The organism is Bacillus sp. JJ1566 (assembly GCF_036962685.1).
GTDB lineage: Bacteria > Bacillota > Bacilli > Bacillales > Bacillaceae_L > Ferdinandcohnia.
In genome coordinates, this window is the sequence record NZ_JBALOP010000047.1 from 45,926 (window position 1) to 67,799 (window position 21,874).

Annotated in this window: 22 protein-coding genes; 14 read left to right on the forward strand and 8 right to left on the reverse strand. The window is 37.6% G+C overall.

Going from position 1 to position 21,874, the window contains the following annotated elements; translation table 11 throughout:
* Positions 1–134: 134 nt before the first annotated feature.
* A complete protein-coding gene (locus V7112_RS17935) occupies positions 135–1,244 on the forward strand; it encodes a threonine synthase (protein ID WP_438823913.1) in 1,110 nt (369 codons plus the stop codon).
* A gap of 71 nt (positions 1,245–1,315) precedes the next feature.
* Positions 1,316–2,419: a D-TA family PLP-dependent enzyme gene (locus V7112_RS17940; RefSeq protein WP_335422351.1), complete on the forward strand. Its 1,104-nt coding sequence runs from the start codon at positions 1,316–1,318 to the stop codon at positions 2,417–2,419.
* A 55-nt stretch (positions 2,420–2,474) separates the two neighbouring features.
* On the opposite strand, the gene V7112_RS17945 is transcribed toward V7112_RS17940, so the two are convergent.
* From V7112_RS17945 to V7112_RS17955, 3 genes are all read right to left on the reverse strand, one after another.
* Complete coding sequence (locus tag V7112_RS17945; RefSeq protein ID WP_335422353.1) at positions 2,475–3,017, reverse strand: shikimate kinase; 543 nt, start codon at positions 3,015–3,017, stop codon at positions 2,475–2,477.
* A 176-nt stretch (positions 3,018–3,193) separates the two neighbouring features.
* Positions 3,194–3,901 (reverse strand): CAP domain-containing protein, encoded by a 708-nt coding sequence (locus V7112_RS17950; RefSeq protein ID WP_335422355.1) that lies wholly within the window; start codon positions 3,899–3,901, stop codon positions 3,194–3,196.
* Positions 3,902–4,294: 393 nt separating this feature from the next.
* Positions 4,295–4,651 carry a hypothetical protein gene (locus V7112_RS17955; RefSeq protein ID WP_335422357.1) on the reverse strand — a complete coding sequence of 119 codons (357 nt, stop codon included), beginning with the start codon at positions 4,649–4,651 and terminating at the stop codon, positions 4,295–4,297.
* A 152-nt stretch (positions 4,652–4,803) separates the two neighbouring features.
* On the opposite strand from V7112_RS17955, the gene V7112_RS17960 reads away from it, so the two are divergent.
* Together V7112_RS17960 and V7112_RS17965 are read left to right on the forward strand one after the other, a co-directional pair.
* Positions 4,804–5,214, forward strand: coding sequence for a GNAT family N-acetyltransferase (locus V7112_RS17960; protein WP_335422360.1), 411 nt, complete (start codon positions 4,804–4,806; stop codon positions 5,212–5,214).
* A gap of 14 nt (positions 5,215–5,228) precedes the next feature.
* Positions 5,229–6,215 (forward strand): phosphotransferase, encoded by a 987-nt coding sequence (locus tag V7112_RS17965; RefSeq protein ID WP_335422362.1) that lies wholly within the window; start codon positions 5,229–5,231, stop codon positions 6,213–6,215.
* 32 nt (positions 6,216–6,247) lie between these two features.
* Here the strand turns inward: V7112_RS17965 and V7112_RS17970 are convergent, their stop codons facing one another.
* Positions 6,248–6,994, reverse strand: a complete 747-nt coding sequence (locus V7112_RS17970; protein ID WP_335422364.1) for an SGNH/GDSL hydrolase family protein — start codon at positions 6,992–6,994, stop codon at positions 6,248–6,250.
* Positions 6,995–7,151: 157 nt separating this feature from the next.
* Between V7112_RS17970 and azlC the strand changes: the two genes are divergently transcribed.
* The 4 genes from azlC to V7112_RS17990 all read left to right on the forward strand — a co-directional run bounded on the left by azlC (position 7,152) and on the right by V7112_RS17990 (position 10,715).
* Entirely contained in the window at positions 7,152–7,865 is a 714-nt protein-coding gene (gene azlC / locus V7112_RS17975; protein ID WP_438823914.1) for an azaleucine resistance protein AzlC, read from the forward strand.
* A complete protein-coding gene (locus tag V7112_RS17980; RefSeq protein WP_335422366.1) occupies positions 7,862–8,194 on the forward strand; it encodes a branched-chain amino acid transporter permease in 333 nt (110 codons plus the stop codon). Before azlC ends, V7112_RS17980 begins: the two co-directional genes overlap by 4 nt.
* 236 nt (positions 8,195–8,430) lie before the next feature.
* A complete protein-coding gene (nhaC, locus tag V7112_RS17985; RefSeq protein WP_335422369.1) occupies positions 8,431–9,849 on the forward strand; it encodes a Na+/H+ antiporter NhaC in 1,419 nt (472 codons plus the stop codon).
* Complete coding sequence (locus V7112_RS17990) at positions 9,849–10,715, forward strand: MBL fold metallo-hydrolase (RefSeq protein ID WP_335422370.1); 867 nt, start codon at positions 9,849–9,851, stop codon at positions 10,713–10,715. The genes nhaC and V7112_RS17990 overlap by 1 nt, the downstream gene beginning before the upstream one ends.
* 100 nt (positions 10,716–10,815) lie before the next feature.
* Here the strand turns inward: V7112_RS17990 and V7112_RS17995 are convergent, their stop codons facing one another.
* Positions 10,816–12,750, reverse strand: a complete 1,935-nt coding sequence (locus V7112_RS17995) for an endonuclease MutS2 (protein ID WP_335422373.1) — start codon at positions 12,748–12,750, stop codon at positions 10,816–10,818.
* A gap of 555 nt (positions 12,751–13,305) precedes the next feature.
* Here V7112_RS17995 and V7112_RS18000 point away from each other — a divergent pair.
* Both V7112_RS18000 and opuFB read left to right on the forward strand, forming a co-directional pair.
* Positions 13,306–14,262: an ABC transporter ATP-binding protein gene (locus tag V7112_RS18000; protein ID WP_335422375.1), complete on the forward strand. Its 957-nt coding sequence runs from the start codon at positions 13,306–13,308 to the stop codon at positions 14,260–14,262.
* 3 nt (positions 14,263–14,265) lie between these two features.
* Entirely contained in the window at positions 14,266–15,780 is a 1,515-nt protein-coding gene (opuFB, locus tag V7112_RS18005) for an osmoprotectant update ABC transporter permease/substrate-binding subunit OpuFB (RefSeq protein ID WP_335422378.1), read from the forward strand.
* Between the two features lie 101 nt (positions 15,781–15,881).
* On the opposite strand, the gene V7112_RS18010 is transcribed toward opuFB, so the two are convergent.
* Both V7112_RS18010 and V7112_RS18015 read right to left on the reverse strand, forming a co-directional pair.
* The gene (locus V7112_RS18010; RefSeq protein WP_335422380.1) at positions 15,882–16,238 is read right to left on the reverse strand and encodes a GIY-YIG nuclease family protein; all 357 of its coding nucleotides are present in this window, start codon (positions 16,236–16,238) and stop codon (positions 15,882–15,884) included.
* Between the two features lie 21 nt (positions 16,239–16,259).
* A complete protein-coding gene (locus tag V7112_RS18015) occupies positions 16,260–17,015 on the reverse strand; it encodes a DUF2087 domain-containing protein (RefSeq protein ID WP_335422382.1) in 756 nt (251 codons plus the stop codon).
* Between the two features lie 308 nt (positions 17,016–17,323).
* Here V7112_RS18015 and V7112_RS18020 point away from each other — a divergent pair, with 308 nt between their 5' ends.
* The 4 genes from V7112_RS18020 to V7112_RS18035 all read left to right on the forward strand — a co-directional run bounded on the left by V7112_RS18020 (position 17,324) and on the right by V7112_RS18035 (position 20,489).
* A complete protein-coding gene (locus V7112_RS18020) occupies positions 17,324–17,521 on the forward strand; it encodes a hypothetical protein (RefSeq protein ID WP_335422384.1) in 198 nt (65 codons plus the stop codon).
* Between the two features lie 276 nt (positions 17,522–17,797).
* Positions 17,798–18,376, forward strand: coding sequence for a hypothetical protein (locus V7112_RS18025; RefSeq protein WP_335422386.1), 579 nt, complete (start codon positions 17,798–17,800; stop codon positions 18,374–18,376).
* 377 nt (positions 18,377–18,753) lie between these two features.
* On the forward strand, positions 18,754–19,998 hold the full coding sequence (locus V7112_RS18030) for an MFS transporter (RefSeq protein WP_335422388.1): 1,245 nt from the start codon (positions 18,754–18,756) through the stop codon (positions 19,996–19,998).
* Between the two features lie 167 nt (positions 19,999–20,165).
* The gene (locus tag V7112_RS18035) at positions 20,166–20,489 is read left to right on the forward strand and encodes a hypothetical protein (RefSeq protein WP_335422390.1); all 324 of its coding nucleotides are present in this window, start codon (positions 20,166–20,168) and stop codon (positions 20,487–20,489) included.
* A gap of 70 nt (positions 20,490–20,559) precedes the next feature.
* Here V7112_RS18035 and rsgA read toward each other — a convergent pair whose 3' ends face one another.
* Complete coding sequence (gene rsgA / locus V7112_RS18040; RefSeq protein WP_335422392.1) at positions 20,560–21,618, reverse strand: ribosome small subunit-dependent GTPase A; 1,059 nt, start codon at positions 21,616–21,618, stop codon at positions 20,560–20,562.
* Positions 21,619–21,874: the final 256 nt, after the last annotated feature.

Consider the following 21,874-nt stretch of genomic DNA (forward strand, 5'->3'; position numbering starts at 1 on the left):
CAAAGCTGCGCCGCCTTGAACTTTCGACGCACAGGATGTGCTAGTGTCGACAATGCCACAGGACGTGGCGTTCTTGTCGACGTGGTCCTTTTTATCCTCCTTTTTGAACACGTACTTAAGGAAAAGGAAGATTGATGATGAACTATATTTGTGTTGAATGTCATACAACATATCCGTTGGAAAGTAATAAATGGAAATGTGATTGTGGTGGACTTCTAAACCTTGAATACGATAAAAAGGCAGTTGATTTTACTGAAACAGCTAGATCCCGAAATCATTCCCTTTGGAAATATATCGATGCTCTCCCATTTGGAGAAGAGGATGTTTGGCAGGAGATTACGCTGGGAGAAGGAGGTACCCCACTCCTCAAAATAGCGGATCATGTCTACGCTAAGGCTGATTATTATATGCCGACACTATCATTCAAAGATCGCGGTGCAGTTCTTCTCATTGCCATGGCGAAAAAGCTAGGCATCGAAAGAGTTGTTGCAGATAGTAGCGGAAATGCTGGAACAGCCATCGCAGCCTATGGAGCAAGGGCGGGAATCCAATGTGACATTTTCGTTCCTGAATCTACCTCTAGTAAAAAAATTGCACAAATTGAAGCACACGGAGCTGTCATTCATAAGGTTCCTGGAACGAGAGAAGATACTGCAAATGCGGCGATTGCTATGGTTGAAAACACACATTCATTTTATGCAAGCCATATTTATAACCCAATCTTTTGGGAAGGTACGAAAACGTATGTGTATGAAATATTTGAGCAAATGAATAACAAGATACCAGATGCATTTATTATTCCAGTAGGGAATGGAACTTTGTTAATGGGAGCTTACATTGCCTTTCAAGAGTTATTGGCAAATGGACAAATTGAGAAAATGCCTAAAATCCTAGCTGTACAGGCGGATAACTGTGCTCCAATTATGCAAGCCTTTGCGGAAGGTAGGGATACGGTTGAGCCGGTTGAACATTCTGGTACTTTGGCTGAGGGCATCGCCATTGCTGCACCTGCGAGAGGAACAGAACTCTTACATGCCATACGGGTAACAGGTGGAGATATTATCGGTGTGTCCGAAGAAAGTATTTTAGAGGCAAGAAAGCAGCTCGCATTAAAAGGGATTTATGTTGAAATCACTTCTGCAGCCAATTATGCCGGATACTTACAATATGTAGAGAAATACCCTGAATTAAAAGATCAGCAACTAGTCTTTCCTTTATGTGGGGCAGGTATTAAGAGTAACTAGAACTAGCAAATGTAGAGATTTTGTTTTGGCTTCAAATCATTAACTTATTTCATTTTTGAGGAGAGATAACGATGAAAAAGCATGAATTAGATACGCCATCCTTAATCATTGAACGAGAAATTATGATGGATAACATTGAGAGAATGCAATCCTATGCAAACAAATATGGTGTTTCCCTTCGCCCACATACAAAAACGCATAAAATGCCAGCTCTAGCCAAATTACAGATAGATGCAGGCGCACAAGGAATTACAGTAGCTAAGGTTGGCGAAGCAGAAGTAATGGCCGAAAACGGATTAAACGATATTTTTATTGCAAACGAAATAGTCGGGGAAGTCAAGCTTGATCGCATCAAGAAGCTTGCCAAAACCATTGATATTTCCTTTGGAGTGGATAGTATTGAACAATGTGAAATGATAGAAAAAGTGTTCAGTGATAGTCAAAAACCAGCCCAAGTTCTGATCGAAATCGAGGTGGGGGAAAACCGCTCTGGTGTGATTGAAGAAAGTGATTATATAAGTTTAGTAGAGTATATAAAAAAATGTTCTCATGTGAATTTAAAAGGAATTTTTTCGCATGATGGTCATACGTACAAAGCGAAAGACCTTGAGGAATGCCGCGACCTCTACAACGCGGCGCAAAAACGTACCCTTCATTTTGCTCATCTAGCCCAAGAATTAGGCTGCAACCTTGAAACGGTAAGCATTGGTTCTACTCCACCGCTCATGCATGATTTTGGCGTTATGGAGGGAATTACGGAGCTTCGCATCGGAACGTATATCCTCATGGATGTTTCGCAAGGAAATGCAATTGGTACATATGATAGATGTGCAGCGAGTGTCCTAACAACCGTTATTAGTAAACCAACTCACGAAAGAGTTATTACCGATGTCGGGGCAAAAGGAATCACGATGCAGTCGCGCAGCCAAGGGATTTGTGCTACTACTGGTTTAGGTTATATTAAAAACTATGGTGTTCATATTGACCAAGTGTATGATGAACATGCCATTATTTATAACGAAGAATTTAGAAATCAAGTTTCAATCGGTGAAAAGGTAGAAATTATCCCAAATCATATATGCCCAGTCTGCAACCTGTATGATCACGCCTACCTTGTTTCCGGGGATGAAGTTGTGGAAGAGGTTCCAATCCTATGTAGAGGGAAATTGCAGTAACAGAGGAGCAGAAATAAGAAAAAGGGTGGACCGATAGTCTACCCTTCTATACATGTTAATCATATAGCTCCCATGCTAACTTCAGTGATTCGATAATATAATCCGCTATCTCCTCAACGTTCGAGTCGTCAGTATTTAATTTGGAATGGTGTAAAGAATAGATATCTTTTCTTTCCATAAATAGTTCTTCAATTTCTTGTAATGAACGCCCTTGTAGAACTGGACGGCTATCAATCAGAATGCTTATTCTTTCCTTCCAAGATTCCCAGGAAACATCTAAGTAAAAAACAATGCAGTTTTTTAAACAAATGTCTCTCGTCTCCTTTTGTAAAAAGGCGCCTCCACCAAGTGAGATAATTTTCAATTTTTGCGTACAATACTTTGAAATGATTTCCTTTTCTTTTTCTCGAAAAGCCTTTTCTCCGATTGAATTGAAAATTTCTGATGTGGGCATATTGTATTCTTTTTCAATCTCTTGATCGATATCTACAAAACTTCTAAATAATTTTTTGGCTACAAGTTGACCAATCGTTGTTTTTCCAACACCCATAAAGCCGATAAAAACAATACTTTTTTCCCTTAATGAATTACTTATCATTTACGGCACTTCCTATTATTAGTCTCATATAGTTAATGGTTGTATTTTAATAAATACTACCATATGTCTTTTATTTTCAAAAGGAAATAATGAAGCGCACCGTAAAATCAAAAATGGCACTCAACGATATTTCGCTGAGTGCCATACTAATTTAAGTAGGAAATCTTAAAACGACCTTATTTCCCAATAAACATCTGTGTCCAATAATTACCTTCTACATGACCTACACCAATATGTGTAAAGTTTGAGCTTAAAATATTCTTACGGTGACCTTCACTATTCATCCAAGCATTTACAACATCTTGAGGAGACCGTTGACCCATCGCAATATTTTCACCTGCTGCACGATATTGAATTCCAAATTTCTTCATCATATCAAATGGTGATCCGTAGGTTGGGCTTGTATGTGAGAAATATCCATTCTTCTTCATATCAGAAGATTTTGTTCTCGCTACCTCGCTTAATTTTAAATCAATTTTTAGAGGCTGTAAGCCGTATTTTGCACGTTCATTATTCGTTAATGTCACAACTTCTTGCTCAAACTGACTTAATGAATAGGTTGCTGGTTTCGTAGTTTCAGTTGTTGGTTGTGCAGGCTGCTGAACAACAGGTTTTTCTTGAACAGGTACTTCGGCCTTTGGTGCTTTTGGCACCTCAACTTGAGTAGGTACCTCTTCTTTTGGCTGAGTTTGATAGTACCCCGTATAGTATTTTTTAAGTAAGTCTTGAATGAGGTTATTCCAATTTGTATTGTTATTAACAGATACAACGTAACGGCCTTCATATCCATGATTAGAGCCACTTAATTGCTCTGCAGAACTAGCAAATGGTCCAGTAACTAATAGTGCACCTGCAACTACTAAAGATAATACGGTTTTCTTCATTTTCAGTCCTCCTTGTTGTATGACGAAAGATACAATCCCATCATAGCATGCGAATTTTGTAATAAAGGAGGAAGACTTTTCCTTCTGCTACTATCCTACTATTTTAACTTTAACGATAGCTGAAAATGAATAGATTTGACCTAATGAATATGCTGTTCCTTTTTGTAAGTATGGGAAAAAAATACCTGGATATGCCTATTGACATGTCTAAGGCAAGGGAAGTTTTATGACGTTTTTTACTATTAAATGACGAATGTTGCGGGACAGGGGGACAGGTCCCGCGTCCCATAAAGTAGGAAACTGGGACAGTGAACCTGTCCCCCTGTCCCAAAGAAAGAAGCAATAATCTGCATCATGCAAACTATTGCTTCTATGAAAAACGAGGCTACCTCATTATTTAGAGGAATCCTCAGCGTCATCTGCTAATCCATTTGCTGCATCGTCTGAAAATTTGTCAGAGAACTTGTCTGAGAATTTATCAGAGAATTTGTCAGAACCTGATTGTTGTGAAAGTGTAGTCAGGCTTTCTGAAAATCCAGTTGAAAAAGCTTGTGCAAAGGATTCAGCAATTACTGGCGCAAGCACATTCATTTGAGCCAAAGCTGCATTATCTTTTTCAGCTGCTGATGCCTTTTTAATCCCTTCAGCAAAAGCATTAGAAAAAGCTTCGGCAAACGCTGCTGCAAAGGAAGAAACGGAAGCTTCGACCAAGTTTTTTACCTGTTCTCTATTGAATTTTTTATTTTCCATCAATTACCCCTCCCTTCAAATGGTTTACTCTATCTTACGTATCCGATTAACGACTGTACACGCCATATACCATACTGCAAAAGCACATTTTTTTAACAATAAGCTTTTCCTTTCATATAGTGAAAATAAAAATGGAATAGGAGAGGGAAAGAGTGAATGTTCGTACTCGTATACCGGAACAGGACGATGCACATATCATTGCGATGGGATCCGTCATCTTCGGGATTGATGCGGGATTGATCGAAAACAGGTTGAAGCTTGCTGAGGACGTATTACTTGTTTGTGATGATCAGGATAAGATAGTAGGCTTCTTAAGCTATCGACTAAAAGAGAAAACGGAGTTTTTCATAGATATGGTGGCCTTTGACCCGTACTATCAAGGCAGGGGGATCGCGCTGTCATTTTTACCAACCTTACTTGATTATGCGAAAGATAAAGGGGCTTTATCTATTGGAGGTATTGTTTATAAAAAGAATGAGCGTGTGCTGAAATTGTTCAAGCATTGGGGATTTCGCATTAAGAGATATTTTGTCGATACCGTATATATCGAAAGGGTCATCTAGTGGTGGCGAAAGTCATGAACATTGATCTTTTCAAGCTGCTGATGGAACATTATCAGTTATCTTTGGGGAGCTACGAAATTATACGAAAAACAAATCGCTCATTACTAATAAAGTGCAAGACAAACCAAGGTATTTTCATTTTGAAGAGAGCCTTTACAAGTTCGGAGAGGCTAGAATTTCTTTTACAAGCAATGGAGTATTTAAGGGAAGGGGGTATCCATATTCCCAAAATATTAAAAACGATACATCAAAACGATTATGTTAGTCTAGATGGAAACTTCTATTATCTTCAAGAGTGGGTACCGTCCATCAATCCACCAGTAACTTCAGTAGAAGACTTGATAGAGCTATCAAAGCAAATTGGAACGGTTCACAAGATATCGAAAGACTATCAATCTCCTAAAGCTCACCTTTTCTTTAAAGGAATTAGCTGGGAATATAATATGAAACGAGCCTTATTCCTGCTGGATGGCATGCGTTTGGTAAAAAATGAAATGGGGGATATTGATTTCTTTTTACATGCTGGGGAATTGGTTATGCATGAATTGGAAAAATCATTATCCTTTCCGTTTTTGAAAAATCTTCCATTTGAAGAACAATTTTTGTGCCACAATGACATCCACCTTGGTAATCTATTAAAAAATGATTCAGGGCTTTTTATCATCGATTGGGATTTCGCAAAATATGATATACCTGCTAAGGACATGAATGGATTAGTAAAAATAATGGGGGAGGTAGAAGGGAAGTGGGACAAAACTGTGTTTGAATCCATGCTCGAAGCATATACCAAGGAAAATCCAATATCAGATCAATTGTTATCACTTATTTACTTGTATCTTGCATTTCCGCATAACGCCTTAAATCTATTTATAAAAGTGTTTACTAAAGCTAAAACCCCACAACAAATTAAATCATTACTCAAATTCGAAAAAGAAAAAACGGAATACATGTTAAACCAGATCGAGGGACACAGGGACAGGTCCCGCGTCCCACCAATATAGGAAGATGGGAAAGTAACCTGTCCCTTTAGTCTCTAAAAAATATCAAGCATTAGTTTTTCTGCAATTAATCGATATTGTTCTGCTTTAAAATGGATGCCGTCACTTAGATTCTCTTTAATGGGTATTTCGCCACCGTTTATATACAGGACCGATTCTTCATTTGCTAAGGATTTAATTGCATATGTATAATGTGGTTGATTTTTATTTCCGTTATTTTTGTTGCTTGTAATGGTGGTTGCTGAGATAATGACAACCTCTATTCCATTTTCTTTTAGCTGTTGTAGTATTTGTCGATTGTTTTCTTGATATTGATCAACAGGTACTGGGAGCGCATTTGGGCTATATTTCTTATGACCTCTAGCATCATTTATGCCAAACATAAAAATGACGAAGTCCGGTTGATAGCTAAGAACTTCCTCTTCAATATTTTCTAATGCCTGAATAGAGGTCCAGCCAGGATGACCTTGATTAATAACTTTTATATGATGATAGCCGTACTTTTTTCTTAGCTCTTTTTCCAAGACTTTTGGATAGGGATTTTTAACCTGTTTTACTTTTCCACTTCTAGCATCTCGATCATATCCCCATGTAATGGAGTCCCCGTAGGCCACGATGGTTACAGGCTGGCTGCTTTTTAGCTTTTGAATGACTGCAGGCTCGTGTGCTAATAGTGATACTGGTTTCGCTGCTTTACTTTTTTGCTGAATGGTAAACAACACAAATACACATAAGAGTATCGAAAGAAAATAAAAAAGGTGACCTTTCAGGGGATTTCTCATATAAATCTCCTTCTTCAATAAGTGGGATTATTAGTATTTTAACAAATATTAGAGATTTGCTGCACAAGAGAATTGTACTCCAAAACAATTCTCTTTTTATTATGTGGATTATCTGATATAAAATAATACAAAGAATATAATTCAGGAAGTGAATGTTTTGGAAAAAAGAAATCAATTAGTACTTGCATTTCGTACGGCATTCCCATATACCGTCCCCATTTTTGCGGGGTTTACTTTTTTGGGAATTGCGTATGGAATTTTTATGAATTCATTAGGTTTTAGTCCTATATACCCGATATTAATGAGTCTCCTTATATTTGCAGGATCAATGGAGTTTGTCGCAGCAAGCCTACTGATTGGAGCCTTTAATCCGATTAATGCTCTTTTTCTAACTTTAATGGTAAATGCCAGACATTTGTTTTACGGCATTTCAATGCTTGATAAATATAGGGGAAAAGGTAAGAAAAGTAATTATCTGATTTTTGGGATGTGTGATGAATCTTTTGCAATTAACAGTTCCGTAAAAGTGCCGGAGAATGTCGACAAGGGCTGGGTGATGTTTTTTGTTACGCTCCTCAATCAGATTTATTGGGTAATGGGAGCGACGATTGGCGGTGTTTTCGGCTCATTCGTTACCTTCAATACAGAAGGTCTTGAGTTTGTGATGACGGCCCTTTTCGTTGTTATCTTTATAGAGAAATGGATGAATGAAGAAAAACATCTTAGTTCACTAATAGGGCTTGGGGCTTCGATTGCTTGTCTCCTTATTTTTGGGGGAAGCAATTTTATTATACCTGCTATGATCGCTATTTTAGGACTGCTAACCCTTACAAGAAAGTCATTGGACGAAGTGGAGGCTAAAGTGGTATGACAATGAGTGTAACACAACAGATTATCATCATAGCGATGGTTGTTTTTGGGACGATGGTAACAAGGTTTCTGCCGTTCATTATTTTTCCATCAGGCAAACCTACCCCCGTGTATGTACAATATCTAGGGAAAGTCCTGCCATCAGCGGTCATCGGGCTTTTGGTCATTTATTGCTTCAAAGATATTAATCTATTAGAAGGAAGTCATGGTATTCCTGAATTCATTTCAGTAGCAGTAGTTGCCGTGCTTCACTTTTGGAAAAGAAACATGCTCCTCTCCATTGCAGGAGGAACGATTGTATATATGTTTTTGGTTCAAACGATATTTTAGGGGCGCTTTAGGGCAGGTGCCGAACAGTATAGTATAAAAAAACGAATTCCTCCACCAGGAATTCGTTTTTTTATGTCATATCCCCTTTTGGTAATTGACTAATAAGAGAAAATAAACTATTATTGCTAAATAATACTTAAAAGCATAAAAGCTTTAAAGTGGTAAAGTATAATTCTAGAAATCTCTAAAATAAATTTAAATTCGTTTTAATAGACTAATAGATGGTGGGGAATAAGGTGAAGACAAATCTTACAATTTGGAAAGCAATGATTCCATTATTAGGTTTAATTATTGGAGCAGCGTGTTCGATATTTATTTGGAAAGCAGGAATGAACTTTCCGTTATTGATTGGGGTAATTTTAGCTTCCATCGTTGCTATTAGCTGCGGATGGAGCTGGAATAATGTTCAACAAATGATGGTAAATGGAGTAACAAGGGCTTTGCCGGCTGTGTTTATTTTATTGGTAATTGGGATAATAATTGGGTCATGGATTGCGAGCGGTGTGATTCCAACCATGATTTATTATGGTATTTCGATTATAAACCCTTCCTGGTTTGTCCCAATCGTCGCACTCATAACGGGAATTGTTTCAATTACTTTAGGAACATCCTTTACATCTATTGCAACTGTTGGCCTCGCATTCATGGTAATTGGTGAAGGTTTAGGGTTTTCGCCAGCTTTAGTTGCAGGGGCGGTCATATCTGGTGCATATTTAGGGGATAAGCTCTCCCCCTTATCAGATACTACCAATATCGCTGCTGCACTGGTAGATACGGACTTATTTAGTCATATTAAGCACATGCTTTGGGATACAATTCCTGCATTTTTGTTATCTCTTCTATTATTTTGGGTGTTTGGTAGCTTTGAGGTAACCAGCACCACTATTCGTTCTGGAACCATTGAAACCATTTTGTCAGGGTTAGATGATGCTTTTGTCATTCATCCTTTATTATTACTGCTACCGGTTTTCACCATCTTTTTAATGCTAAAGCGTGCTCCTGCGTTGCCTGCATTAATGGGTGTTGGATTGGTAGGTGCAGTTCTCGCTGTTGTGGTTCAAGGAATCTCGGTCAGTTCAGTTGTTCAATTTATGACAAATGGATTTATGATAGAAACTGGGGTAGGCGAAATTGATTCATTATTAAATCGCGGCGGACTTGTTTCGATGCTAGGAACTGTTGGAATGCTTATGATTGCTACTGCCCTAGGTGGTATTTTAGAAGAAACGGGTACATTTGAAGTATTAACGGGGAAAATGATGAAGAAAGTAAAAACGACTGGAGCGCTTATCGGTTCTACTCTTTTATCCACATTTGTTGTTGCATTAGCAAGTGGTGCTCAATTTTTAGCCATCATTCTACCTGCAAGAACTTTCGTTCAAAAGTATAAAGATATGAACATTGATACGAAAAACCTTTCAAGAACAGTTGAGTCGATGGGGACTGTCGGAATTAACCTTGTACCGTGGAGTGTTCCTGCCGTGTTTGCAACGAGCGTTTTAGGAGTTAGTGCATGGGAGTTTATCCCATTTGCATTCTTTATTTATCTTGTTCCATTAGTAAATCTGCTATTTGGTTTTACAGGGTGGACAATTGCTAGGAAGGATTACAGCAAAGAAAAAGAATCGGCACTTGTAGAAAGGGAAGTTGTATAGTGGGCGAAGTTATTTTAAGTGTGGTAGGTACCGCACAAGATGGGGGTTTGCCACAAGCGAATTGTTTCTGTGAAAATTGCAAAAGGGCAATGAAAGATTCGAGGTTTAAAAGGACTGCGGCCTCATTGGCGATTATTTTACCGGAAGAGAACAAATGGCATTTAATTGAGGCCACTCCTGATTTGCGGGAACAAATGGCACGATTGCAAATGAAGTATGGCATGGAATCAAAGCTAATGAGTAGTATTTTTTTAACACATGCTCATATCGGTCATTATCCTGGTTTGATGTTTTTAGGAAAAGAATCGATTAATTCCCGTCAATTACCCGTGATGGCAGGGACAAAGATGAAAAAGGTATTGGAAAATGATGCCCCATGGAGTCAGTTAACGGCACTTGAAAACATCGTTGTCCAAGAAATCATTGATCAACAACCTGTGAGCGTTTCGTCAGAAGTATCAGTTACACCGGTTCTCGTTCCGCATCGAAATGAGTTTTCGGAGACTTTTGCTTTTTGGATCAAGGGTCCGAATAAAAAGGTTCTATTTATTCCAGATATCGATCGTTGGGGTGAATGGGAGGTTGATATTCGTGAAGCTGCAAAGGAAGCTGACATTTGTTTTCTTGATGGCACTTTTCATTCCCCACAGGATCTTGAAAAGATTGGGCGCGATTATCGGCAAGTTCCCCATCCGCTAATGACAGAAACGATGGAACTGCTTCAAGATGTAGTAGGGGAGACGAAGATTTATTTTACACATCTTAATCATTCAAACCCGGTATTGCAAAAAGATGGAGCATTAAGAAAAGAAATCGAGGCAAAAGGCTTTTTTATTGCGGATGAAGAGATGGAATTTAGAATTTGATCTATACAAAAGATGTTCAAGTAGAGGGATTTCCTTCTTGAACATCTTTTTTATATTCTTTTGTAAAAAAAGGTGGGACAGCGTACCTGTCCCAGTGACCCTATTCTTCCAACCATTGACCTTCTACATATTTACGGTTCATGTCTTTTTTTATTTTACGGTATTCTTTGCTTTTGAATATGATGTCAAAATCGTAATCGGGTGGGTAGAGCTCTTCAGCCGCAATTTTTAACTCAATTCGTTTATAATTTATCGTTCTTTTTTCTCCTTTCATTTGTACAATATAATCTCCATTATCGTTCGGTCCTTTGTAAACAATTCCGGTTTCGCCTGTTGCAAGAAGGAGGACATTATCTCCTTGATTGTAAATGGTTACCTTAGATGTAGGCTTCTCTTGTTTCCTTTTTCCAATATTGCTTCGTGCGTATTTATTTACTATGACCTGCTTTTGATAAGATGGAGACTGTAATGATTCTTGTGTAATGTTGTGATGAAAATCCTTTTCCTCTTGGTACGCCTTTTTATGTGCACGTTCGATAAGTGTTGGATGCATCCCTAGTTTTGCTGCAATATCAAATGCTTGGCTTTGTCCGCTCTTTCCGAGTAATAGTCGATACGTCGGTTGTAAGGTGTCGATGTCAAATTCCATCGAACCATTTAAAAAACCTTCCGTTTCATCCGCAAATTTCTTCATTTCACTATAATGGGTAGTCGCAAATAATGTAGCGCCTTTCTCATATAGCTGCTCTAATAGGACGATGGCGAGGGCCATTCCTTCCCTTGGGTCAGTCCCAGAACCAAGTTCATCAATTAAAACGAGTGATGCATCGTTTGTCGCTTGTAAAATCTCAATAATATTGACCATGCGGGAGCTAAACGTACTTAAGTTTTGCTCAATGCTTTGGCCATCTCCAATATCGACAAAGATATGTTGGAAGATTGCAATTTCACTTCCTTTTTTGACCGGGATAGGGAGTCCGGATTGCGCCATTAATGTTAGGAGACCTACCGTTTTTAATGTAACTGTTTTTCCGCCAGTGTTCGGGCCAGTAATGACGAGAGCTCGCTCCTTTTCTCCAATCGGAATGGTAAGTGGAATCACATTGTTTCCAAGCATCGGATGTCGTGCTTCTTTTAAATCAATCCGGAACTCTTCATTAATTGTTGGTATTTCTGCTTGAATCATTCGACTATACTTAGCTTTGGCAAAGAGAACATCGTAATGATGCATGGTCTCAATCGCAATTTGGATTACTTGTTCATGTGAAAGAAACAATTGAGTTAGTTCATATAAAATCCGCTCTACCTCTGTTTCTTCAGCTATTTTAATAAGCTCAATATCTTCCTGAAGTGCGCTTAATTCAACTGGCTCGATAAAGAAGGTGGAGCCAGAAGCTGAGGTATCTAATACTGATCCTTGAATTTTCTTCCGATATTCTTTTTTCACAGCAAGTACATAACGGCCAGACCGTTCAGAGACATTCGTTTCTTGCAAGTAAGGAGAAATTCTTCCACTTTTCACTAATGACTGTGCTTTCTCTTTTAATTTTTCCTGCGCGGTAGCAAGTTGTCGACGCAAATAGTTAAGGTCACTCGATGCATAATCATCCACTTGGCCATTCCGTAAACAACGGCTAATTTCTGCTTCTAGCTCTGATACATCACCAATTGATTCAGCATACATACTGACCATCGGACCAGCATATACTTTATCTTTCATAAATTGCTTTAGCTTTTGGCAGTGGTCTAGGAATGAGACAATCTGCGTCAATTGGTCCACTTTTAGAGCCATTCCTTTTTTGGCTTGCTCGATGTAATGACCGACTTTATCCAAAGAGTGAATCGGTATACTGCCACTGATTGCAAGAATATTCATCGCTTCTGAAATTTCATGTAAAGAATGCTCGATTTTCTTTTTATTTTGTGTAGGTCTTAACGAAAGAAGTGTTTCTTTTCCTCTGTTTGTTCTTGCGAATTGTGAGATATCATTCAAAATTTGATAATAACCTAATGCTTCCATTGTTTGAGTGTTCAATGGTAATCCTCCTTTTTTCGTGTAAAGATATTTCATGAGGACTTGTTCAACCGGCAATATTCAAAAAAAGCCGCCATGAACAAAGCGCTCATGACGGCAGAAGATAGACCTAGGGCATGAATTTGTTTTACTGGTTTTTAAACACAAAAAAACCATGACAAACATGCCATAGCGAGATCTATTTTTCATAGCTATGATGCGTGTTCTTAACTTTCTAAAAGAAGCCATAGTAAAATAAACATAGCATTTGCTACGTTTTTGCTTCTTCCAGCTATCCAATTATGGATTAGTTAAGAACCACCGATAACATAAACTCATACTCCTTTAGTGAAGGAATTTTTATACTTCCACTTACTTTATATCCTATGTTCATTTTATAAGTCAAGTGCAAGTTAAATTGTATTTAAATAAAGATGCATGTTCTTATGAAAAACGTGATATACATGCTAATGTTATGTTGTATTAGTTTAGACTAGTAGTTGTGGTACGTTCAATGCCCAAGTCAAGTGGTGAAAGTTGTTAATAACTTATCCTATAACAAGGAGAAATCATTCTATGATTAAATTTGAAAATGTATCTAAAAGATACCCAGATGGAACAGTTGCTGTTGATTCATTATCATTTGAAATTCAGCAAGGGGAATTTGTGGTCATTATCGGACCAAGTGGTTGCGGGAAAACGACGACTCTAAAAATGATCAATCGGTTAATTCCTCTAACAGATGGTACTATTTTTATGGATGGGAAAAAAATAAGCGAATATGACATCCATGAATTGAGATGGAATATCGGATATGTTCTTCAACAGATTGCCCTTTTTCCACATATGACAATAGAGGAAAATATTGCGATTGTTCCTGAGCTGAAAAAATGGAAAAGGGACAAAATTAAACAACGAATTTCTGAACTTATGGATATGGTTGGTTTAGACTACGAAACATACGCTAACAGAAAACCAAGTGAACTGTCTGGAGGACAACAGCAAAGAGTTGGTGTTATCCGGGCGCTTGCTGCCGATCCTGGGATTATACTAATGGATGAGCCATTTAGTGCCTTGGATCCAATAAGTCGTGAAAAACTTCAAGATGAACTATTAAAGTTAAAGAAAAATCTCAAAAAGACCACTGTTTTTGTCACCCATGATATGAAAGAAGCATTAAAACTAGCAGATCGAATCTGCATAATGAAGGACGGAAAAATTGTTCAAATCGGAACACCACATCAACTGATTTCAAATCCTTCAAATGATTTTGTGAAAGAATTTGTCCGAGGGAAAAGTGAAAATGAGGATATTGATTTTAATTTGGAAGATTTACTTCAACCGGTAATTGGAAATGAAGTAGAGAAAACCTCTGCTGTTATCGTATCTTCCTCAACTCCAATGAAAGAGATTTTGGATCTCTTATCTCAACATGAACAATTAACGATAGAAAAAGATGGAAACCTAATCGGATATATAGATCGCGGGTCGGTTATGAAGTATCTATCTACAATATTGGAAAAAGGGGGCTGACAAATGAACGATTTTATACAAGAATTTCTGGGAAGAAAAGATCAATTAGTTAGTTCTTTATTAGAACATGTCCAGATTTCTTTTATCGCCCTTTTCTTTGCAGTAATCATTGCGATTCCGCTTGGAATTTATTTAACAAGGCATAAAAAGGTAGCAGAAGGGATAATCGGCATAACATCGGTGATTCAAACCATACCTTCTCTAGCTTTGTTGGGTATCCTGATTCCTTTATTTGGTATTGGAAAAGTCCCGGCAATTATCGCTTTAGTTGCCTATGCACTACTACCTATATTGAGAAATACATATACAGGGATTAAAGAAGTTGATTCCTCATTAATTGAAGCGGCCCGCGCGATGGGAATGAACTCAAGAAAAAGATTAATAAGGGTGGAATTTCCGCTAGCAATGCCTGTTATCATGGCCGGGATTCGGACAGCAATGGTGTTAATCGTAGGTACAGCCACACTTGCCGCATTAATTGGCGCTGGAGGGCTTGGGGATATTATTCTTCTAGGAATTGATAGAAATAATACAAATCTGATTTTGCTTGGAGCCATACCAGCCGCACTCCTTGCGATCCTATTTGATTATTTACTAAAAAAGTTTGAAAATCTAACATATAAAAAAGTCCTTATTACCCTTGGTACGATTGGACTATTGGCTTTCGCTATTATCGTCGCTCCGTTTTTTGGACATCAAGATCAAAAAGTTGTGATTGCCGGAAAGCTCGGTTCAGAACCTGAAATATTAATTAATATGTATAAAATCTTAATTGAAGATGAAACAGATTTGCAGGTTGAATTAAAACCAGGTCTGGGCAAAACGTCTTTTGTCTTCAACGCACTTAGATCTGAGGACATCGATATTTATCCGGAGTTTACTGGAACAGCCATTTCAGAGTTTTTAAAAGAAACAGCAAACAGTACAGATCGCCAACAGGTCTATCAACAAGCAAGGGATGGATTATTGGAGCGATTTAATATGGTCTTGCTGAAACCAATGCAGTTTAACAACACATATGCCTTGGCAGTCCCAAATGATTTTGCGGATGAATTTGGGCTAGAAACCATTTCCGATTTGAAAGGTAGAGAAGATAAAATTAATGCTGGTTTTACATTGGAATTTTCAGACCGTGAAGATGGGTACCTTGGTATCCAGTCACTATACGGTATTCAGTTCCCCAATCTCGTAACGATGGAGCCGAAATTACGCTATGTAGCAGTCGAATCAGGTGAGATTAATTTAGTTGATGCCTATTCAACTGATAGTGAGCTCCGACAATATCAACTTAAAGTGTTGGAGGATGATCAGCATTTGTTCCCTCCCTACCAAGGGGCCCCATTATTACGTGAAGAAACAGTTAAGAAGTATCCGGAAATCGCAGATGCTTTAAATAAATTATCAGGGAAAATAACGGATGATAAAATGAGAGAAATGAATTTCCTAGTGAATGTAGAAGGATTAAGTCCTTTTGAAGTTGCTAAGGATTATTTGGAAACAAATGGTTTAATAAACTAGGTTATTTTTCACTGGGACGCGGGGACAGGTTCCGTGTCCCATCATTTATTATTAAGGATGTAAAATTCCTGGGACAATGTACCACTCCCTCTTTCCCTTAATTAACGAGTCATTTTCTTGTTATATCCTCGATCATCATATGGCTGAATCTGATCTAACCATTTATTCTCAAGTTCCAACAAAGCTTCTTTTTCATTAAAATATGGGTCTTCTTTCTTTTTGAGTGTTTCTAATATATCAATACTGAATGCACTCGCACCATATTGTCTCCAGTCTTCTTGTAGCTCTTTATTCATAAGTGAGCCTGCCTCTAAACTAAATTTTAACCCATTTAATGTTTTAAAATTTTTGGTGCTACCGATAAATACTTTTCCATTTTGAGTGTTTTTTATTTGATAAACACCAGCCTCAATTGGTGTTTCCTTATATTGTTGTTTCAATTCCTTTTTTCGATCCATTGTAGACACTCACTTCCAACTTTATTTTTTCAGCCAATATTGACTCCCATCGGCCTTTCTTTCTAAAAAGCCATAACTAATTAAATATCTCCTAATTAAGACATAATCATCATACATATCCCTTATAACCTGATTAATTTCTTTTTCCGTATAAATCATATCCGTTTCAAATCGCCTTGTTATTTCTCGAAGGATAATCAACCTTTGTTTTTCTTTTGGTGGGAATTTTAATAGTCGTCCATTGATCCCTTCAGGTAAAAACTTTTTAGTGATTTCTTTTTGTTCCTCTTCCGTAATAGCATAGCGATCATCAACCATTGTTGCTGTTTTATGTGGAGGGACAAAAGCTGGCGCATGCTGATCTTTTTCTTTTAAAAGCTCCATAATAGCTAAAAAGGTCCTTGCTTGACGTTCTTTCTCTTTTAATGCAAAACGATGATGCCTAATTGTAGAGGTGCTGCCGATCCCCATCTCAGTCTGAACTTCTTTATCACTTTTGCCCTGATAAAAAAGACGGAGCAGGTGATTCTGATGATCGGTAAGCCCTGTCAGTTTTTTATCAAGCCCAATTAAATAATCAAATACGGATTTGTGGGAGCCTTCAATATGAACACGCATATATCTCTCGGCTTCATAAAAAATTCCTTCATGAGGATAAATGATCCCTTTTTCAATTTTCTCGCCACATAAAAGGCAAAAATATGAGTCTGACTCTTCAATATATCCTTGTTTAAGCTCTTCTAATGACGCATTCCAAAAGCTTTCTGAAATATCCACTATTCAAACACATCCAATCAATATTTAATATATAACAAACAAATCATTATATTGTTTGGTAATAAAAATACTAACTAAAAAATCCCTTGTTGTCAAATATATAATCAAACAATGTATTTAAATGTTTGTGTAAATTCAAACAAAATATAAAAATGTGTATTTAAAATGATGGTCACCTAAATTGTACTATGATTGAATTGGGGAAATGAGGAAATAAACACTTGATAATTACGTAGCGACTTTGAGCAAACTACCTTTTGAGGGAAGTTTGAAGAGCAAAAGCATTTCCCAAGGAGGAGGTGGGATAAATGGCTGATAACAAACGAAATCGTGATGATAACACTGCTGGCGAGGCGCTAGGTACAGGTGCCGGTGCAACTGCTGGTGCTGTAGTAGGATCAGTGTTAGGTCCACTTGGTACAGTTGCGGGAGCTATTGCCGGAGGAGCTTTAGGCAACAAGGTGGGCGAAGGTGCCAACGAGGCTGTGGACCAAGAGGAAAGATAAAAGTTCTACCTATACTTAATATTGCCGCAACAAATTGATAAGTAATGAGATTATGCGAGTCTGAATCCAATAAGGGTTCAGTCTTTTCTTCGTTTTTCGGAATGTCCTTCAATCTATTTTCCACCTTATATATTTGTGAATCACACAAAAATGGCTCCATTTACTTTTAGAAATACGACCAGCGACCTAGGTATTATTTAGTCTCAGGTTGGTTAAATCCATTCCTTTTATTTTGTATGATGAACACATGATTTCATTATGATGGGGAGAATGATTATGTCAAAAAAGAAGGTGTATATACTCTTAACAGATACAGGTACATTATTTACAAAGTTGATAAAGCTATATACGAAGAAACCATATAACCACGCGTCAATATCCTTTGATTCCGAAATGTCAGAGGTCTATAGTTTTGGAAGAAAGACAGCTAGAAATCCATTTATCGGTGGATTTGTAAAAGAAGATGTGAGGAAAGGTTTATTTAAACAGGCTGATTGTGCCATCTATTCTTTTACAGTCACAGAAGTTGATATACAAAAGATGAAACGTTATATAACCGAAATTGAAGCACAAAAGGAATATTATCGCTATAATTTTTTAGGGTTATTTGGGGTTATGTTTAATAAGCCATTGAAAAGAAAAAAAGCATTCTTTTGTTCTCAGTTTGTTGCCTCCGTACTGAATGAGGGTGACAGTGTTAATTTTGAAAAACCTCCATCACTTATTGCGCCGAATGACTTACAAAAAGTATTTAGGTTTCAACCTATGTATGAAGGAAAGCTAAACGCTTATCATAAGAATGGTGTATGTGAAAAAGTACGTGTTCCTTTCCAATTCATACCTATTGAAAGGTGATTTATGTTTCCTTTAATAAAATCTAAAAGTGCACATGCTTTAAACCTGTACCTTTCTCCCCAAGTCTATTGTATTAATATGGCCGATTTGTTATGATTTTAACATCTAATAAGAAATGGAGGTTTTCCTTGTGACAGCGTCAATTAGATTACGATTCCCATCTTTCATTCGTTAATTAAATACGTTTGAATGCTCTGCCTATTTTCAGAGCAACGGGATTGGTCTGTCTATTTTTAAGGAAACCTATATTTAACGGTTGTTTAAAAGAGGGGGCGAGGATTCCCTCTTTTTTTGTTGTCTTTAAAAATGAACGGTTCGATGTGTATGAATGTAGGAGCAAATCTTATAAAAAATTAAATAGAAATGAGTTGTTAATTATGAATACAATAGAAAATAATCTAAAGGAGAATTGGTTAAAGAATATAGTTCTCTTTTTAAGTAGCCAGTCAATCTCACTTTTTGGATCGTCCTTGGTTCAATACGCCATTATGTGGCACATTACTTTGAAGACGGAATCTGGTTTGATGATGACGTTATATATCATTTGCGGTTTTATTCCAACCTTTATTTTGTCACCGGTTGCAGGGGTTTGGGCGGATCGCTATAACCGAAAAATGCTGATTATTTTAGCAGACTCACTTATCGCAATAGCAACTTTAATTCTTGCCATTCTCTTTTTAATGGGATTTGATGCAATCTGGCTGCTTTTTGTGATGGCAGCGGTTCGTGCCTTTGGAACGGGAATTCAAATGCCAGCTGTCGGTGCTATTCTACCGCAAATTGTTCCTAAGGATAAACTAACGAAGGTGAACGGAGCAAATGGAAGTATTCAAGCTGTTATTATGTTCATATCTCCAATGGTTAGTGCAGCACTTTTAGGATTCTTCTCAATTGAAATGATATTCTTTATTGATGTGATTACGGCAGCAATTGCGATTTTCACGCTGCTTGTGTTCTTAAAAATTTCTGTACATGAGAAGGCTGCCGAGAAACAAACAACAAGCTACTTTAGTGATTTTAAACAAGGGCTGCAGTATGTGAATAACCATAGTTTTCTAAAGACATTCTTTCTTTTCTTTGCGGTATTCTTTGTGTTAATGGCACCAGCGGCATTTTTGACGCCACTTCAGGTTACAAGAAGTTTTGGTGCAGACGAATGGAGATTAGCAGCAATCGAAATTGCCTTCTCCATTGGCATGATGGTTGGTGGAGGAATAATCGCTTCATGGGGGGGCTTCGATAATAAAATTAAAACGTTGGGGTTCTCAAGTGTAATCATGGGTGTCTGCACTTTTGCACTTGGTATTGTTCCAAATTTTTGGGTTTATTTTGCCTTCATGGCCTTATTCGGGGTTGCCATGCCAATATTTAATACTCCAGCAACCGTTTTGTTACAGGAGAAAGTAGAAGAAGATTATTTAGGGCGAGTCTTTGGCGTAATGGGGATGATTTCAACCTCAATGATGCCACTTGGAATGCTAATCTTCGGTCCAATTGCAGATTTCATCAAAATTGAATGGCTGTTAGTTGGAACTGGAATATTCATTATCGTACTAGCCGTTTTCCTTGGTCGAAATAAAGTATTACTTGAAGCGGGAAAACCTGCATTAGAAGAATCTTAAATTGTTGATAAGGGACAGACCTAGATATAGGTTCTGTCCTTTTTTCTTATTGCTCACTACATAATTCAACTTCAATTTTCCTACCTAGCCTATAAATGCCACCTATATTTTAAAGGTTCTTACACAAAATAATATTGGTACCTTACAATGATTGGAGGGCTATATACATGAACTACACCCAGATACTTTCTTCGTTATTTAAAGTTTTAAGTAGTCAACGTCTCTTTAGAGCTTTTGCAAGAAAAAAAAGAAACAATAAAAGCTGGATACCGATTTCTATCTTAGGAATAACGATTTTAGGGTTAGTGGGAGGAAGGAATAAAAAACTAAGACAGCCACTACAAAATGGATATAAAAAAGTTAGTAAAACTGTAGTTAATAAATTCCAAGTAAACAAAAATCCATTTCAAACTAATTTCAATATGGCAACTGAAATTGCTGAAGAACTTAATCCAAATACCTTAGGTATAAAGAATAGAGACGATATGTAGATGGTAGGGACGCAGGGACAGGTACCGCGTCCCCACCATTTTTTTATAGGTTTAAAAGATCAGACATTATTTATTTTTTATTATTTTTTTGGGAGCTCGAGATTTGCTTCCACTTTGCTTTTTCTGCTAATGCAGCCCGCCGATTGCTTTTTCTTTCTAAAAAAGCGAGCTCCTTTTGCAGCTTTACATAGCTTACGTATCTGCCTTCATCCAATGTCCCTTCCAAAAGTGCCTCCTGGACAGCACAGCCAGGTTCCTTCGTATGAGAACAGTCCCGGAAACGGCAGCATTCGAATAGTTCTTCAATATCTGAGAAGCTTTGATGAAATCCCTCATTAGCATCCCAAAGCTGTAGCTCGCGCATCCCGGGCGTGTCAATTAAAATTCCGCCACTGTCTAAAACGATTAATTCTCGATGGGTCGTTGTATGCCGTCCGCGATCATCATCTTCGCGAATCGTTTGCACTTCTTGTTTTTGTCGACCTAATAAAGCATTGGTGATGGTTGATTTTCCAACACCAGAGGACCCGAGTAAAGCAATTGTCTTTCCTTCGATAATATAAGGGGCGAGCTGCTCTAATCCGATATTTTTTTCAGCGCTTATGGCGTAGATGGGTACGCCAAATGCTACTGTCTCAACCTGTTGAATCTTTTCCTCTATATCATTGCATAAATCAGCTTTGCTTAAAATGATCACCGGGTTTGCTCCGCTTTCCCAGGCGGTTAACACATATCTTTCAATCCGGCGAACATTGAAGTCAGCATTTAATGCATTAACAAGGAAAACTGTATCAACATTCGCAGCCACGATTTGCTCCTCAGTTGTACTTCCAGCAGCTTTTCTGGAAAATTTACTTTTACGGGGCAAAATTCCATGAATCGTTGCTTTTTGCTCTTCGGGTCTTGCGCGAATCACAACCCAATCCCCAACCGCCGGAAAATCCTGACGTTCGAGTGCATGAAACCGCAGTTTGCCGGATACTTCTGCCAAAAGCTCACCGTATTTAGATAAAACTCGATATACCCTTTTATGCTCTAATACAACCCTTGCAACTTCAAATCCTTGTTCTTTATATTCTTGAAAAGTTTCTTCAAAATCTGAATTCCAACCTAATATTTGTAAATTCAATTGTAGCCCTCCAATTTTAAAGTAAAAAAAGAAACCGCATCGAATATGGGTTTCTTTCTTAATGAATAAATTCATTCTAAAAATAAAAAACCATCGACTGATAAATGGCAGCCCATGGTTGTGAATGAATAAAGTAATAAAATCGAACAAGCTACAATCTTACGAATAAAAAACAGACACGACTCACAAATTCCCCATGGGCTGTACTATGAAATTTATTTTATAAACGCTTAACATACTTTTCATCATACATACC

Excerpts from the sequence above, each read along its gene's own strand:
- V7112_RS17950 (WP_335422355.1), bottom strand. The coding sequence starts at position 3,901 with ATGAAGAAAACCGTATTATCTTTAGTAGTTGCAGGTGCACTATTAGTT.
- V7112_RS17980 (WP_335422366.1), top strand. The coding sequence starts at position 7,862 with ATGACAATGAGTGTAACACAACAGATTATCATCATAGCGATGGTTGTT.
- V7112_RS17945 (WP_335422353.1), bottom strand. The coding sequence starts at position 3,017 with ATGATAAGTAATTCATTAAGGGAAAAAAGTATTGTTTTTATCGGCTTT.
- V7112_RS17955 (WP_335422357.1), bottom strand. The coding sequence starts at position 4,651 with ATGGAAAATAAAAAATTCAATAGAGAACAGGTAAAAAACTTGGTCGAA.
- V7112_RS17970 (WP_335422364.1), bottom strand. The coding sequence starts at position 6,994 with ATGAGAAATCCCCTGAAAGGTCACCTTTTTTATTTTCTTTCGATACTC.
- V7112_RS18035 (WP_335422390.1), top strand. The coding sequence starts at position 20,166 with ATGAACTACACCCAGATACTTTCTTCGTTATTTAAAGTTTTAAGTAGT.
- V7112_RS18030 (WP_335422388.1), top strand. The coding sequence starts at position 18,754 with ATGAATACAATAGAAAATAATCTAAAGGAGAATTGGTTAAAGAATATA.
- V7112_RS17965 (WP_335422362.1), top strand. The coding sequence starts at position 5,229 with ATGAACATTGATCTTTTCAAGCTGCTGATGGAACATTATCAGTTATCT.
- V7112_RS18025 (WP_335422386.1), top strand. The coding sequence starts at position 17,798 with ATGTCAAAAAAGAAGGTGTATATACTCTTAACAGATACAGGTACATTA.
- V7112_RS18000 (WP_335422375.1), top strand. The coding sequence starts at position 13,306 with ATGATTAAATTTGAAAATGTATCTAAAAGATACCCAGATGGAACAGTT.
- V7112_RS18010 (WP_335422380.1), bottom strand. The coding sequence starts at position 16,238 with ATGGATCGAAAAAAGGAATTGAAACAACAATATAAGGAAACACCAATT.
- V7112_RS17935 (WP_438823913.1), top strand. The coding sequence starts at position 135 with ATGATGAACTATATTTGTGTTGAATGTCATACAACATATCCGTTGGAA.
- V7112_RS17940 (WP_335422351.1), top strand. The coding sequence starts at position 1,316 with ATGAAAAAGCATGAATTAGATACGCCATCCTTAATCATTGAACGAGAA.
- V7112_RS18020 (WP_335422384.1), top strand. The coding sequence starts at position 17,324 with ATGGCTGATAACAAACGAAATCGTGATGATAACACTGCTGGCGAGGCG.
- opuFB (WP_335422378.1), top strand. The coding sequence starts at position 14,266 with ATGAACGATTTTATACAAGAATTTCTGGGAAGAAAAGATCAATTAGTT.